This window comes from Ruegeria sp. CDSA021 (assembly GCF_059612325.1).
Genome location: NZ_JBXWQJ010000005.1, coordinates 189,923 through 203,038, shown reverse-complemented (window position 1 = coordinate 203,038; position 13,116 = coordinate 189,923). Strand labels below are relative to the sequence as shown.

At 57.4% G+C, this 13,116-nt stretch carries 14 protein-coding genes; 7 read left to right on the top strand and 7 right to left on the bottom strand.

Features of this window, described 5'->3' with window-relative positions; all coding sequences use genetic code 11:
- Nucleotides 1-67: 67 nt before the first annotated feature.
- Entirely contained in the window at nt 68-919 is an 852-nt protein-coding gene (locus AC2FLD_RS08820; RefSeq protein ID WP_496668675.1) for a hypothetical protein, read from the top strand.
- A gap of 543 nt (nt 920-1,462) precedes the next feature.
- Here AC2FLD_RS08820 and AC2FLD_RS08815 read toward each other — a convergent pair.
- Entirely contained in the window at nt 1,463-1,852 is a 390-nt protein-coding gene (locus tag AC2FLD_RS08815; protein ID WP_496668673.1) for a hypothetical protein, read from the bottom strand.
- 463 nt (nt 1,853-2,315) lie between these two features.
- On the opposite strand from AC2FLD_RS08815, the gene AC2FLD_RS08810 reads away from it, so the two are divergent.
- Both AC2FLD_RS08810 and AC2FLD_RS08805 read left to right on the top strand, forming a co-directional pair.
- On the top strand, nt 2,316-2,522 hold the full coding sequence (locus tag AC2FLD_RS08810) for a cold-shock protein (RefSeq protein ID WP_050604132.1): 207 nt from the start codon (nt 2,316-2,318) through the stop codon (nt 2,520-2,522).
- 163 nt (nt 2,523-2,685) lie between these two features.
- Nucleotides 2,686-3,240 (top strand): L,D-transpeptidase, encoded by a 555-nt coding sequence (locus AC2FLD_RS08805; RefSeq protein ID WP_496668671.1) that lies wholly within the window; start codon nt 2,686-2,688, stop codon nt 3,238-3,240.
- A 6-nt stretch (nt 3,241-3,246) separates the two neighbouring features.
- On the opposite strand, the gene AC2FLD_RS08800 is transcribed toward AC2FLD_RS08805, so the two are convergent.
- Nucleotides 3,247-3,870 (bottom strand): arylesterase, encoded by a 624-nt coding sequence (locus AC2FLD_RS08800; RefSeq protein ID WP_496668669.1) that lies wholly within the window; start codon nt 3,868-3,870, stop codon nt 3,247-3,249.
- 66 nt (nt 3,871-3,936) lie between these two features.
- Between AC2FLD_RS08800 and AC2FLD_RS08795 the strand changes: the two genes are divergently transcribed.
- Both AC2FLD_RS08795 and AC2FLD_RS08790 read left to right on the top strand, forming a co-directional pair.
- Nucleotides 3,937-4,632, top strand: coding sequence for an ABC transporter ATP-binding protein (locus AC2FLD_RS08795; protein ID WP_496668667.1), 696 nt, complete (start codon nt 3,937-3,939; stop codon nt 4,630-4,632).
- Nucleotides 4,629-7,157 carry an ABC transporter permease gene (locus AC2FLD_RS08790; protein ID WP_496668665.1) on the top strand — a complete coding sequence of 843 codons (2,529 nt, stop codon included), beginning with the start codon at nt 4,629-4,631 and terminating at the stop codon, nt 7,155-7,157. The genes AC2FLD_RS08795 and AC2FLD_RS08790 overlap by 4 nt, the downstream gene beginning before the upstream one ends.
- 2 nt (nt 7,158-7,159) lie before the next feature.
- Here AC2FLD_RS08790 and AC2FLD_RS08785 read toward each other — a convergent pair whose 3' ends face one another.
- Nucleotides 7,160-7,606, bottom strand: coding sequence for an RrF2 family transcriptional regulator (locus AC2FLD_RS08785; RefSeq protein WP_050604128.1), 447 nt, complete (start codon nt 7,604-7,606; stop codon nt 7,160-7,162).
- A gap of 93 nt (nt 7,607-7,699) precedes the next feature.
- Between AC2FLD_RS08785 and AC2FLD_RS08780 the strand changes: the two genes are divergently transcribed.
- Complete coding sequence (locus tag AC2FLD_RS08780; RefSeq protein ID WP_496668663.1) at nt 7,700-8,269, top strand: gamma-glutamylcyclotransferase family protein; 570 nt, start codon at nt 7,700-7,702, stop codon at nt 8,267-8,269.
- Between the two features lie 51 nt (nt 8,270-8,320).
- On the opposite strand, the gene gltX is transcribed toward AC2FLD_RS08780, so the two are convergent.
- Together gltX and AC2FLD_RS08770 are read right to left on the bottom strand one after the other, a co-directional pair.
- The gene (gltX, locus tag AC2FLD_RS08775) at nt 8,321-9,646 is read right to left on the bottom strand and encodes a glutamate--tRNA ligase (RefSeq protein WP_496668661.1); all 1,326 of its coding nucleotides are present in this window, start codon (nt 9,644-9,646) and stop codon (nt 8,321-8,323) included.
- 75 nt (nt 9,647-9,721) lie between these two features.
- Nucleotides 9,722-10,156 (bottom strand): DUF1801 domain-containing protein, encoded by a 435-nt coding sequence (locus AC2FLD_RS08770; RefSeq protein ID WP_496668659.1) that lies wholly within the window; start codon nt 10,154-10,156, stop codon nt 9,722-9,724.
- A 116-nt stretch (nt 10,157-10,272) separates the two neighbouring features.
- Between AC2FLD_RS08770 and AC2FLD_RS08765 the strand changes: the two genes are divergently transcribed.
- Nucleotides 10,273-11,205 carry an MBL fold metallo-hydrolase gene (locus AC2FLD_RS08765; RefSeq protein WP_496668657.1) on the top strand — a complete coding sequence of 311 codons (933 nt, stop codon included), beginning with the start codon at nt 10,273-10,275 and terminating at the stop codon, nt 11,203-11,205.
- Nucleotides 11,206-11,209: 4 nt separating this feature from the next.
- Here AC2FLD_RS08765 and AC2FLD_RS08760 read toward each other — a convergent pair whose 3' ends face one another.
- Nucleotides 11,210-12,541, bottom strand: a complete 1,332-nt coding sequence (locus AC2FLD_RS08760; RefSeq protein WP_496668877.1) for an NAD(P)/FAD-dependent oxidoreductase — start codon at nt 12,539-12,541, stop codon at nt 11,210-11,212.
- Between the two features lie 135 nt (nt 12,542-12,676).
- The gene (locus tag AC2FLD_RS08755) at nt 12,677-12,952 is read right to left on the bottom strand and encodes a hypothetical protein (protein WP_496668655.1); all 276 of its coding nucleotides are present in this window, start codon (nt 12,950-12,952) and stop codon (nt 12,677-12,679) included.
- Nucleotides 12,953-13,116 lie beyond the last annotated feature (164 nt).

Genomic DNA, 13,116 nt, shown 5'->3' with positions numbered 1-13,116 from the left:
CCAGCGGTTCGAAGGGCTGCTCTCGCCTTCGCTGCAACGACGGAGTATTTCTGAACAAGGACATACTATGCAGAATGGTTTTGGTACATTTTGGTCCGGGTCGGCACTTGGTCCACTGGAACAGGCCTGTCTGTTTTCTTTTGTTCGCGCTGGCCAACCAATCACGTTATTCAGCTACGAACCAAACATGAGCGGTGTTCCCGAAGGCGTCATTCTGCGCGACGCGTCAACCGTGCTCGAACTGACGGAAGCGTCGGAACGCATTCTTCAACAGCACTCGGCCCGCTTTTCGGACCTTTTCCGCCTGAAGATGATGCAGGCCGAGAACCTTATTTGGGTTGATTGCGATGTCTATCTACTCAAGCCGGTGACTTTCGACACCAATCTGATCACGATTGGTCGCGCATTCCGGGATGGCACCCGCTATCTGTGGAACGGTGTAATGTATCTGGATCCGGATTCGGATTTATTCTCGGACTATCTGTTCCTGACACAGGGCGACAAAATCCAGTTTCGTGACACATGGGATACCAATGTGGAAACCGGGGTCGAAAACAAATCCGCAAAGGACATGTTTGAAAGACTGGGCGATGTGGATTTCTATTCCGACAACCTGCCCCGAAACTTTTTTGGTCCGATCCTTTTGACACTGCTGGCCCGCGAACACGGCAACATCGAACTAACGCCACCGCACGTGCACTACCCATTCGGAGCGCCCAAACTCCGCAAAAACATTCATGACCCGCAACAGTTTCCCCTTGAATACCCGGATCAGAGCGAGACAATACATTTCTTCGGTTCGATGGTAAGAAGGGCAGGTGAACTTTATCGGAATTCGAGCACGGGAGCCTATGACCAACTACCTGCCGGAAGCTTGCTGCAACGTGCATTAAGCGGCACGCTGACCGCGACCGATTGATCATGTGACCTCAGATGAGTTAACAGCTAGATCCGTGCGTGTTTAGCTGCCAAATCGTTGACAGAAGGTTTGGCCGCATATGAGGTTTGCTCAGAAGAGTACCAAGAATACGCTTACCTTCGAAAGATCTTTTCGGACCGTCTGAACGATTTAACAAAGCATAATCCATTGGAGAAAAGACTTCGTTGAGAGGTAAAGCCACCAGCCAGCGGACCATTTTCGAGATTGGCCATTCTGCGTGACAGTATGAAGTGACTAGCAAAAGTAGGATGGGTGCTCGCACCCATTGCTCCTCACTCCTCCAAATCCAACTATCTCAAACGATGGGGTAAAACCCCATCCTACGGCCCTGCAAGCATGCCCTTGTTGACGCCACCACTCCATTCCGGATCAACCCGACCCGTGCGGATATCACGATGGATGGACGAATGCGGTTACGGGGCTGAATGCCACTAGCCGCGCTCGATCGCCTCAAGGCTGCTCAAAGCAACCAAACTCCGGCGTCCTAGTCAAAACTCTTATTGATGATTGCAGTTACGGCCCTTAAGCTGACCGGTTTCCGTGAAGCTTCCCGAGACCAAACAGCCCCGCCAACGCGCCAACCAGCAGCAACCAACTGGCTGGAATAGGGACGGCCGAGAGGTTTGCCTCTGTCACATTGCCTTCCGTTACACCCTGCTCCTGATTGGTCTGTTCCTGCAACAATTCCAGCTCTTCAAGATGCCGGTCATAGTCAGAGGTTTCGGGGACTTGGGTCAAACGCAGGTTTTCCCATTCCATCTCTTCACGATGTCTTTCACTGTCAAAGACTGGTTGAAGCTCGGGTATAATTTGATCACCACCCGCAGTCGCACTTTCCGACCCATCCGAGATGGTCAAAGCATCTGAAGCTCCGGCCCAGAACAGAACCGCTAATGTGCATACAATTCTCATACCCGCCCCCACGTTTATGCAGACAATTATAGCATTCCGGAGTCTTTTTTCAAACATCACAATAATTGAATAAAAATGAGAACTTGTGAGATCTACGAAGACTTGCCCGAACATGATACCTCTGGTCCCGAGCCTCAAACCGCCAAAATGCAGAGGTGTGATTCTGAATAGTCACATTATGCGTTTGTTCGAAAACGCGGGCGACCGCTGGTCGAGTGAGCCAGGTATGGCTGGTCCGGCCCATTGATAAAATTTCCCTTGAATCGCCTCAATATGCTCTGGTGCCATTGTTTTATCCAGGCGATCGTCCCTTGCCACATGGCCACCTCAATGCCATATGAAAAGGGCTAACGTTTTTCTATTCGACCCACTGTCTCCGATTCCGGCGCTCAGTCTATCGATACAGACAACGACGCCGGGCTGCCGCAACACCGTGGGCAGCACTAAACAGGAGACAACGGATATGCCCGCAGGCACCGTAAAATGGTTCAACACAACCAAAGGCTACGGCTTTATCGCACCCGAAGATGGCGGCAAAGACATCTTCGTTCACATCTCGTCCGTCGAGCGTTCGGGCCTGACCGGTCTGGCCGACAACCAGAAAGTCACATACGAGCTGCGCGCTGGTCGTGACGGTCGCGAAAGCGCCGACAATATCCAGCTTGCATAAGCTTGAGATTGGGTGAGGGGTCCCCCTCGCCCTTTTCCACCGCCACCTCTGGTGGCAGGCGGGACACATCACGACTGTGTGATGCTTGCCCTAGAATTGACCAAATATCATATCATGATGAAACTGGTTCTTAGGTTTCATTGGTCATTCGATGAGGGTTTCGATGTTCACACGCCGTGTTTTTCTGGCAGGTACTGCAGTCAGTTTGTTGCCGGGTATCGCCAGCGCCAAGAAAGCGGTCGAGTATGATCCGACACCGCAATTCGTACGCATCAAAAAGCAATTCTTGCCCGGGCAGCTTCTGGTGGCCCCTCGCTCGTTCTATCTTTATTACGTCACTGAACCGCGCAAAGCGATCCGCTATGGTTGTGGTGTTGGCAAAGCGGGGCTGGAGTTCACCGGCACAGCCACCATCGACGTGAAAAAGGAATGGCCCACCTGGCGTCCGACCAATGAAATGATCGAGCGCGACCCGGTGGCCTACGCTAAATTCAAGGACAATGACTATGTCCAACCCGGTGGCGGAGATAACCCCTTGGGCGCACGGGCGCTGTATCTGTTTCAGAACGGGGTCGATACCTATTTCCGCATCCACGGCACGACTCAGCCGCAAACAATTGGTCGGGCAGTATCAAACGGGTGCATTCGAATGCTGAATGAACATGTCGTTGATTTGTACAACCGGGTCCCAATCGGAACCGTTGTCACGGTCGTCTGATCGAAATCAGGGGGCCGTTGCCTGCTCAACAAGCTCTAGAACGGATGGACCCAGCGCGTCGACGATCCTAACGACCCCGGCGGCGTTGGGGTGAATGCCGTCAGCCTGCATGAATTGCGACACTGCACCGGGATCACCGTCTGCTGCCAGCCCTTCAAAGAAACTACTGGCAAACAAGACCCCATAGTCCTGCGCCAGTTCAGGATACATAGCGTCAAACGCCTGCTTGTATTCGGCACCATAATTGCCCGGCGCTTGCATTCCGATCAGCAGAACGGCGACATCGCTATCCCGCGCAACCTCCAGAATTTCGCGCAGGTTGGTGCGTGAGACTGCAGGATCGATCCCGCGCAACAGGTCATTTCCACCCAAGGCAACAATCATTCCATCCACATCCGGCGTCAGGGTCCATTCCACCCGCGCAGCCCCGCCTGCCGTTGTGTCACCCGAAACTCCGGCATTTATCACCCGTACATCTGCACCCCGCGCCTGAATCCAACGGTCAAGCTGTGGGACGAACCCATCCTCTTCCACCAGCCCATAGCCCTGTGTCAGCGAATCCCCCAAGGCGGCAATCACCACTTGCTCGGCTGTGGCCGTGAAACCGCAGCAGACAAACAGACCTGTCATCAAAGTCTTGCGCAATGTGCTGATCGCTCCATATCCCAAAAGACCGCTCCTCAAACGGGTAGACCCATGACATCTGCTGTTCTCACCCTCCAAAATGCTGCTTTATCTCTGGATGGCAATGCCGGACGGGTCGATATTCTGCATGACATTACGTTGACTGTGGCCAAGGGTGAGACACTAGGCCTGATCGGGCCGTCCGGTTCGGGCAAATCTTCGCTGCTGATGTTGATGGGCGGGTTGGAACAGGCGACCAGTGGCCAAATCACCGCTCTGGATCAGGATCTGACCCGCATGGACGAAGATGCACTGGCCCGGTTTCGCCGCAACACCATGGGGGTGGTGTTTCAGAACTTCCACCTGATCCCGACCATGACAGCGCTGGAGAACGTGGCAACTCCGCTGGAGCTGTCGGGTCACAAGGATGCGTTCGACCGTGCCGAGGCTGAACTGGACGCTGTCGGGCTTTCCCATCGGCGCGATCACTATCCGGCGCAACTGTCAGGCGGTGAACAGCAACGGGTGGCCCTGGCCCGTGCCACTGCGCCGCGTCCCAAAATCCTTTTGGCGGATGAACCGACCGGGAATCTGGATGAAGCAAACGGTGCCGCGATTGTTGATCTGCTGTTTGGACTGCGTCGGAAATATGAGGCAACTCTTGTTCTTGTCACTCACAGCCATTCCCTGGCAGAGCGCTGTGACCGGGTCGTTCGGCTGCGTGACGGGCGAATCGCAGAAGAGACCCAGCAGGAGGCTGCCGAATGAGCCTGCGACTGGCGGGACGCCTCGCCCGTCGCGAGCTGCGCGGCGGCTTGCGCGGGTTTCGAATCTTTCTGGCCTGTCTGGCCCTCGGCGTCGCAGCCATTGCTGCCGTCGGGTCGGTGCGGCAGGCCATCCAGACCGGATTGGCGCAAGAAGGTGCGTCGCTTTTGGGCGGCGATGCCCAGCTTGAGTTCACCTATCGCTTTGCCGATGAGGCCGAACGCGCCTGGATGCAGCAAGCGTCCGAGCAGGTGTCCGAGATCGTCGATTTCCGTTCGATGGCTGTTGTGCCCCGCGCCGCCGAACCAGAACGTGCACTGACCCAGGTTAAGTCCGTCGACACTGCGTATCCCTTGATTGGTTCGGTTAAGCTTGAGCCTGACATAGCGCTGGAAAACGCCCTGAGCGGGGCATCCGGTTTGCCCGGAGCGATTATGGAGCCCGTGCTGATCGACCGGCTTGGGCTGTCTGTTGGTGATCGTCTCAAGCTTGGTACACAGGAATTCATCCTGACGGCCGCGCTGCTGAACGAACCGGACAGTGCGGCGGACGGGTTTGGTCTGGGGCCGCGAACAGTGGTGCGGACTGAGGCACTACAGACCTCCGGGCTGCTGGAACCCGGCACTCTGTTTACGACTAAGTATAGATTGAACCTGCATGACACAGTCGCCCTTGCCGAGGTCGCTGCCGATGCCAGCAACGCCTTTGACGGCACGGGAATGCGATGGAGCGATGCGCGCAACGGTGCCCCCGGAATATCCGAGTTTGTCAGCCGCCTCAGCGCCTTTCTGGTCCTTGTTGGCCTCTCCGGTCTTGCGGTGGGTGGCATAGGTGTATCTGCGGCCGTGCGCGCATATCTGTCCCAAAAAACGGAAACCGTGGCGACCCTACGCACCTTGGGGGCGGATCGCGCGACGATTTTTCAAACCTACATGATTCAGATCGGCGTGCTTTCTTTGATAGGGATTGTGATCGGTCTGGTGCTGGGTGGGCTGGCGCCACTTCTTCTGGCTCCTCTGTTGGAAAGCCAGTTACCGGTCCCGGCGGTATTCTCGCTCTATTTGCAACCGTTGATCGAGGCCGCGATCTATGGGTTGCTCACAGCGTTTCTGTTCACACTTTGGCCGTTGGCCAGAACGGAAGATGTACGGGCCGCAACCCTGTTTCGCGATGCGCTGAGCACAGCCCGTGCTTTTCCTCGCCCGATCTATGTCGTCGCCACCGGCATCGGGCTTACGTTGCTTATCACCATCGCCGCGTGGTTCAGCGGATCCACCCGATTGACCCTTTGGACAAGCGGGGGGCTTGTGGGTGCGCTGGTTTTGCTGACCCTCGCTGCCTATGCCATTCGCAAGCTGGCTCGGGCCGGTGCTCCATTGGCACGTGGACGTCCCGCCTTGCGATGGGCCTTGTCCGCCATTTCAGACCCGCGTGAAGGCGCAGGCTCGGTGGTTCTGTCGCTCGGTCTGGGCTTGTCCGTTCTGGCCGCGGTTGGACAGATCGACGGCACGCTGCGCAATGCGATTTCAGGCAACCTGCCAGACGTTGCGCCCTCGTATTTCTTCGTCGACATCCAGAAGGATCAGATGCCTGGCTTTACAGATCGTCTGAACTCGGACCCCGCCGTCAGCCGCATCGAAAGCGCGCCGATGCTGCGTGGGATCATCACACAGATCAATGGCCGTCCTGCCCGCGACGTGGCTGGTGATCATTGGGTGCTCGAAGGCGACCGGGGTGTTACCTACTCTGCCCAGCCCCCTGCAAACGCAAATGTGACGGAAGGGGAGTGGTGGGCCAAGGATTATTCGGGTGCGCCGCAGGTCAGCTTTGCCGCTGAAGAAGCAGCCGAAATGGGTCTGCAACTTGGTGACCAACTGACCGTCAATATCCTCGGTCGCGACATAACGGCAGAACTGACCTCACTGCGCGAAGTGGATTTCTCTACTGCAGGCATGGGGTTCATCATGTCAATGAACCCCTCCGCCCTGTCCGGCGCGCCACACAGTTTCATCGCCACTGTCTATGCCGAAGAACAGGCCGAAGCTGCCATCCTCAGGGACCTCGCTGGCCAGTTCCCCAACATAACTGCCATTCGGGTACGCGACGCCATCGACCGCGTTTCGGGCCTGTTGGCCGGTATCGCCGCCGCCACATCTTACGGTGCGGGTGTGTCTTTGCTGACCGGGTTTCTGGTTTTGATCGGAGCCGCAGCAGCGGGCGAACCTGCCCGCAGATACGAGGCGGCAATCCTCAAAACCCTGGGGGCCAACCGGGGCCGCATCCTGCGTAGCTTTGGCCTGCGCTCTGTTTTGCTAGGGGCAGCTGCAGGCTGTGTCGCATTGCTGGTCGGCATTCTGGGCGGCTGGGCTGTTGCCACCTACATATTCGAGACGGATTTTGCGGTCATCTGGTCTTCGGCCCTCGGCATTGTTCTGGCCGGGATTGGCGTCACACTCTGCGCAGGTCTCGCCTTTGCGTTGCGTCCACTTTCTGCGCGACCAGCCCATATCCTGCGTGCCAGCGACTGAGCTCAGCGCACACAAGCCACAGGTTGCAGAAGTTTCAGCAACGGATCATTGTCACAGACCAGCGCATCCAGCGAAACATCATCGAGAGAGGCGTAAAACACCTCGGCCGCGTCCTGTAGCGCCAGCCGCAAGCGGCAGGCATCCGTCAAGGGACAGGTGTTGTCCGCATCCGCAAAACATTCGGCAATGGGCAAGGCCCCCTCAACGTGCCGGAACACTGCGCCGATCCGAATTTCATCAGCCGGGCGCGCCAGCGACATACCGCCATTGCGTCCCCGTTGCGTGCTCAGATAATCCAACTGGCTCAGCTGGTTGATCACCTGCGCCAGATGGTTTTCCGAAATATTGCACACTTCGGCAATTTCCGACTTGGTGACCAGCCTGTCCGGGTGCGCTGCGCAATACATCAACAGGCGCACAGCGATATTCGTCCGTTTGGTAATCCGCATGAGGGCCTCCCTGAATGCAAGATGCAACCTTATTGCATGTCCGGGAAAAAAGCGGTTTGACATACATCAATCGATCAAAAGGACGCCTTATCCATGCCTGATCCCTATTTCTTTGGCTATGGCAGCCTTGTGAACCTCGCCACCCATGGTTTTCCCGACCCGCGCCCAGCAAAACTGAAAGGCTGGAAACGGGCATGGCGGCACACCGACCTGCGCCCCGTGGCCTTTCTGACCGCAGTGCCGGATGCAGGGTCCGAGATCGAAGGAATGATCGCCCATGTACCGAAAAACGACTGGATCGCTTTGGATCAGCGGGAATGGGCCTATGACCGGATTCCCGCGACTGACGCCATTTCACATCCGCTGACGCATGAAGTCGAAATCGCGGTTTACGCAGTGCCCCATGACCGGCACAACGCGCCCAGCAACCACCATCCGCTACTACTCAGTTACATCGACGTTGTCGTGCAGGGTTATTTGCGAGCGTTTGGAGAGGACGGCGCGGACCGGTTCTTCGCAACAACCAGTGGTTGGGACGCCCCAATTCTGAATGATCGCGCCGAACCGCGTTATCCACGTCACCAACAACTCCAACCTGCTGAGCGGGATTTTGTCGATGATCGACTATCTGGCTTATCTGTCCGGATAGAACTGCCCTCATAACAAAAGGGGCCGCGCCACTGGCACGGCCCCGTTCTGCATCTCTCAACCAGGTTAGCCGCGCGCGCGGATCACCTGCAACAGCGGCATCAAAGCAGCCATTTCCGGCCCGCGCTCCATACCGGTCAGCGCTTTGCGCAGCGGCATGAACAGGCCTTTGCCTTTGCGGCCTGTCGCCTCCTTAACGGCCTTGGTCCAGGTGCCCCAGCTCTCGCCATCGAACGGGCCTTCGGGCAGCAAAGCCATCGCCTCGGCGATGAACTCTTGGTCTTCATCGGCGATCAGCGGCTCGGCCCCGTCGCGGCACAGCGCCCACCAGCCCTTAAGATCTGCCAGAGTGGTAATGTTCTCGCGCGCCATGGCCCAGAACGGCTCGGCCAGTTCTGCCGGAACACCTGCACCCGATACGGCATCGGACACATCGGCCAGCGGCAGTGATTGCAGATGCTTGGCTGTCAGCGGGAACAGGTCCTGCTCGTCGAACTTGGTCGGTGCAGCACCAAAGCGCGTGATGTCGAACCCGTCGATCAGCTCGGCCATGTCCGAACGCAGCTCGACCGGATCAGACGAGCCCAGCCGCGCCATCAGGCTCAGCAGCGCCATTGGCTGTACGCCTTGCTCGCGCAGGTCGCGCAGTGCCAGCGTCCCCAAACGTTTCGAAAGCGACTCGCCCTGCGGACCGGTCAACAGCGAATGGTGCGCAAATCGGGGGCAGGTGCCGCCCAACGCCTCGATGATCTGAATCTGGGTCGCAGTATTGGTCACATGGTCCGAGCCACGCACCACATCGGTCACGCCCATTTCGGTGTCGTCCACCACGGAGGCCAGCGTATAAAGCACCTGACCATCACCCCGGATCAGAACCGGATCTGATACCGAAGCCGCATCGATCGAAATGTCGCCCAGAACTCCATCAGTCCAGTCGATCCGCTCGTGATCCAGCTTGAAGCGCCAGACGCCATTGCCACGCTCGGCCCGCAACGCCTCTTTCTCGGCTTCCGACAGGTTCAGCGCAGCGCGGTCATAGACTGGCGGTTTGCCCATGTTCAGTTGCTTCTTGCGCTTCAGGTCCAGCTCGGTCGGCGTCTCAAACGCCTCATAAAACCGGCCCATCTCACGCAGCTTGTCCGCAGCTTCAGCATAGCGGTCCAGTCGGTCCGACTGACGCTCGACCTTATCCCAATGCAGCCCCAGCCACTCCAGGTCCTGCTTGATGGCATCGACATATTCTTCTTTCGAGCGTTCGGGGTCGGTGTCGTCAATACGCAGAATGAACGTACCGCCCGACTTGCGGGCGATCAGATAGTTCATCAGGGCGGTGCGCAGGTTGCCCACGTGGATGTATCCGGTGGGCGACGGGGCAAAACGGGTGGTTGTCATGGGTGTCTCCTGTTGGCGCGGCTCTTGTCACATAGGGGCGTTTTTGTCCAGCCGCCGCTTGGTCCATCAGGTGATTCAGACAGGTTCAACTGGCCACAACCTGTTCAGATCGTCCAACCCGGCGCGGATTAACTCAGACAAAACACCCGTGTCGATATCCGCCAGCTTGTTCACATAGAGACAGGATTTACCCAGCTTGTGCTTTCCCAATCTGGTCATGATTTCCCCGAAATCTGCGTAACCCGGCATGATGTAGATCACCAGCGCTGATTTGCGGGGGGAAAACCCGGTTGCCAGAAAGTCTCCCTCGCGACCGGATTTGTAGCGATAGTGGTAGCGGCCATACCCGATGATCGACGGGCCCCACATGACCGGTGCAAAACCGGTGGTGGCGCGAAACAGTTTGTCCAGCGAACGTGCCTCTTCGGCGCGGCGCGTCGGTTGGACCGCCGCGAGGAAATCCGCAACGCTTTGATCTGTTGGAAGGGTCTTGTTGCCTGATCGCGCCATGAACAAAAATTAACACGTAATGTTCATCCACGCACCCCATCTGGATGGCGTATAAGCTGGCAAGAGACTCACGACGCCCTAATTGAACCAATGATGTCCTGACAGGGAGAACAAAGATGACGATTAAACTCACACGCCGCGCCGCCTTGGGAACTGCTGCTGCCTTGCCGTTTGCAACTGCAGCCGCACCGGTTCTGGCCGCAAGCCCGGAAACCAAAGCAAACTCCACCATCGCCAAGTCACTTCATGTTGGCGACTTCACAGTCACGACCCTGCTGGATGGCAGCTTTCCACGCGACGGAGCCAAAGAGATTTTCGGCGGCGGAGCGACGGATGAAGAATTCGCCAAAGTTTCGGCGGAAAACTTCATTCCGGCAGACGCCGCTCAGTTCTTCTTTACCCCATCACTGGTCAACACAGGCTCGGAACTGGTGCTGTTTGACACCGGTCTGGGGCAAGGTGGCATTCAGGCCGCGTTGGCCGATGCAGGCGTGACCCCGGATCAGATCGACGTGGTTGTGATCACACATATGCACCCCGACCATATCGGCGGCATGACGACCGATGGTGCGCCCACTTTCGCCAATGCACGCTATGTGACGGCCGCTTCGGAGTATGATTTCTGGGCAGCTCAGGATGCAGGCAATCGTGTCGGTGATCTGGTCGCTGAAAAAGTCACGCCGCTGGCCGAGAATATGACCTTTGTCGAGGATGGGGGCGAGGTCGCGTCGGGCATCACCGCAGTTGCCGCTTTCGGCCACACGCCAGGTCACACTGTTTACCATCTGGAAAGCAACGGACAGCGTCTGGTTCTGACCGCAGATCTGGCCAACCACTATGTCTGGTCTTTCGCTCATCCGGAATGGGAAGTCCGGTTCGATATGGACAAGGCCGCCGCAACCGCCGCGCGCCGCAATGTGCTTGGTATGCTGGCTGCCGACAAGGTGCCGATGGTCGGCTATCACATGCCCTTCCCCGGGGCCGGCTATGTTGAGGCGCGCGGAGAAGGCTTCCGCTTTGTCCCGGTCAGCTACCAGATGATGGATTAAGCTGTCAGTACCCCGGATCCGGTCGCACTTTTGACCCGTCGCTGAATCGCGACAGGCGAAAGGCAACCGGGTCCACACAAGGCGTTGTTTCGGCAACCAGATCAGCCATCAAACGCCCTGCGCCGGGTCCGATTCCAAAACCGTGGCCGGAAAACCCTGTGGCAATGTACATTCCCGGCAATTCGTCCACGCCCGAAATTACGGGAATCGCATCAGGGGTCACATCGATCATACCCGCCCAGCTTTGAATAACCTCAGCGTTTAGCAGTGCAGGAATCCCTTTGCAGGCGCTGGCCCAAGCCTGGCGCAAGTCCCTTTGTGATGGCTCAGGGTCCAGTATCCGGCACTTTTCGAAGGGCGTCACATCGGTTGGCAACCAGCTTCGATCTTGCCTCGCTTCGATGGCCCAGCGCTTGGACAGGCGGAAACGCAGAGATTTCCACTCCAGCGCATAGGCAGGCAGGAATTGCCGCGCCAAGCGAAAACTGTCAGGCACGATGTCCACGGTGTTTTCGTGGCCAGACGCGATTGAGTAACCGCCATCGGCCCGCTTGCGGATCGCAAAGTCGTCGGACCAAAGGGCAGGCCCAGGCTCCTCTTGCAGGGGGGACGTGCGCAGAACCGTGTTCAGAATCTTAAGTTGCGGCAACTCGATCCCCGCATTCCCGGCAAACAACCGCGACCACGCGCCCCCCGCCAGAACGACATGCTTACAGGTCACTTTTCCACGCTCTGTAAAGACACCGGATATGCGCCCATCCTTGGTTTCCACACTGCGGACGGCGCACTGCGTCATGATCACGGCGCTCCGGGCTCGTGCAGCTTCGGCAATTGCGGGAGCAACCCATTGCGGCTCGGCCCGACCGTCCTGCGGCATGAAAAGCGCTGTTTCCAGACCCGTTTGATGCCCATGCAGCAAATCTGCAAGCTCGCCCCCGGACACCATCCGGGCACCCGTCTGCAAGCCCTCCACATGCTGCATCCACCGCTTCAGATTGCCGATGTCCCGTTTGCCAGACGCCCCAAACAGGATGCCGGATTGGGTGTAGCCCGTTTTGCGCCCAAGACGGTCGTCCAGCGATTGCCAGATGCGCAAAGCCTCTTGCATCAGAGGGATTTCCCTGGGGTCGCGCATTCCCAGACGCACCCAACCCCAGTTGCGCGAGCTTTGTTCGGCCGCGATCTGGCCTTTTTCACATAAAAGGACAGACGCGCCACGCTCGGCCAGTTCCAATGCGGTGGACGTCCCAATGATGCCGCCGCCAATGACAACAACATCTACTGCTTTGGGAAGGGCCAATTCGGATTCTACAGGGGTCGGCTTGGGCGCGGTCATCAGCAGATCATACAAGGTCACTCGGACCGGCATGGAGACCCGCTAATGGCCTTTAAGCAATATGAATTTAAGACATCGCTACAGTATTTTGGCGCCTGTGGCCCAGACACCAACACCTGCGTCGCTAAAGCTGTGCTATGCCGCGCCCGACAGCTCAGCCCATTTCTGGCGCAATATCGCGGACAACCCGCTTTGTTTGCTAGAGGTTTGTGCCGTCACTTCCTTCTGAGGCAGCAGTCTCGGAAACTCGGTTCGGAAATGGAGCGCAGCTTGCTCATCCAATTCCCGCTGTTCGTCCAGAAGGCCGGCAATTGCCGCATCCAGTTTTTCTTCATCCACATCTTGCGGTGGAGATTCCATGGTCCGAAATCGCATCGGACCATGAAGCGAGTTATCATATTCCTTGTACATTGTAACACCACACCATTCACTCAGACATCCAACCCGGGATGCGCCGCACGTACCTAGAACCGAAACTACGTGTACCACTTAGAAATGCGCCGCATCCGCCCCACATCGGGCAACTTCCAAGCAAAAATGTGGCAGAAAAATGTCACAAAAACAAGACTGAGACA

Bases quoted from the DNA above. Each gene is read 5' to 3' on its own strand.
- AC2FLD_RS08820 (WP_496668675.1), top strand. From the start codon at position 68: ATGCAGAATGGTTTTGGTACATTTTGGTCCGGGTCGGCACTTGGTCCA.
- AC2FLD_RS08815 (WP_496668673.1), bottom strand. From the start codon at position 1,852: ATGAGAATTGTATGCACATTAGCGGTTCTGTTCTGGGCCGGAGCTTCA.
- AC2FLD_RS08810 (WP_050604132.1), top strand. From the start codon at position 2,316: ATGCCCGCAGGCACCGTAAAATGGTTCAACACAACCAAAGGCTACGGC.
- AC2FLD_RS08805 (WP_496668671.1), top strand. From the start codon at position 2,686: ATGTTCACACGCCGTGTTTTTCTGGCAGGTACTGCAGTCAGTTTGTTG.
- AC2FLD_RS08800 (WP_496668669.1), bottom strand. From the start codon at position 3,870: ATGACAGGTCTGTTTGTCTGCTGCGGTTTCACGGCCACAGCCGAGCAA.
- AC2FLD_RS08795 (WP_496668667.1), top strand. From the start codon at position 3,937: ATGACATCTGCTGTTCTCACCCTCCAAAATGCTGCTTTATCTCTGGAT.
- AC2FLD_RS08790 (WP_496668665.1), top strand. From the start codon at position 4,629: ATGAGCCTGCGACTGGCGGGACGCCTCGCCCGTCGCGAGCTGCGCGGC.
- AC2FLD_RS08785 (WP_050604128.1), bottom strand. From the start codon at position 7,606: ATGCGGATTACCAAACGGACGAATATCGCTGTGCGCCTGTTGATGTAT.
- AC2FLD_RS08780 (WP_496668663.1), top strand. From the start codon at position 7,700: ATGCCTGATCCCTATTTCTTTGGCTATGGCAGCCTTGTGAACCTCGCC.
- gltX (WP_496668661.1), bottom strand. From the start codon at position 9,646: ATGACAACCACCCGTTTTGCCCCGTCGCCCACCGGATACATCCACGTG.
- AC2FLD_RS08770 (WP_496668659.1), bottom strand. From the start codon at position 10,156: ATGGCGCGATCAGGCAACAAGACCCTTCCAACAGATCAAAGCGTTGCG.
- AC2FLD_RS08765 (WP_496668657.1), top strand. From the start codon at position 10,273: ATGACGATTAAACTCACACGCCGCGCCGCCTTGGGAACTGCTGCTGCC.
- AC2FLD_RS08760 (WP_496668877.1), bottom strand. From the start codon at position 12,541: ATGACCGCGCCCAAGCCGACCCCTGTAGAATCCGAATTGGCCCTTCCC.
- AC2FLD_RS08755 (WP_496668655.1), bottom strand. From the start codon at position 12,952: ATGTACAAGGAATATGATAACTCGCTTCATGGTCCGATGCGATTTCGG.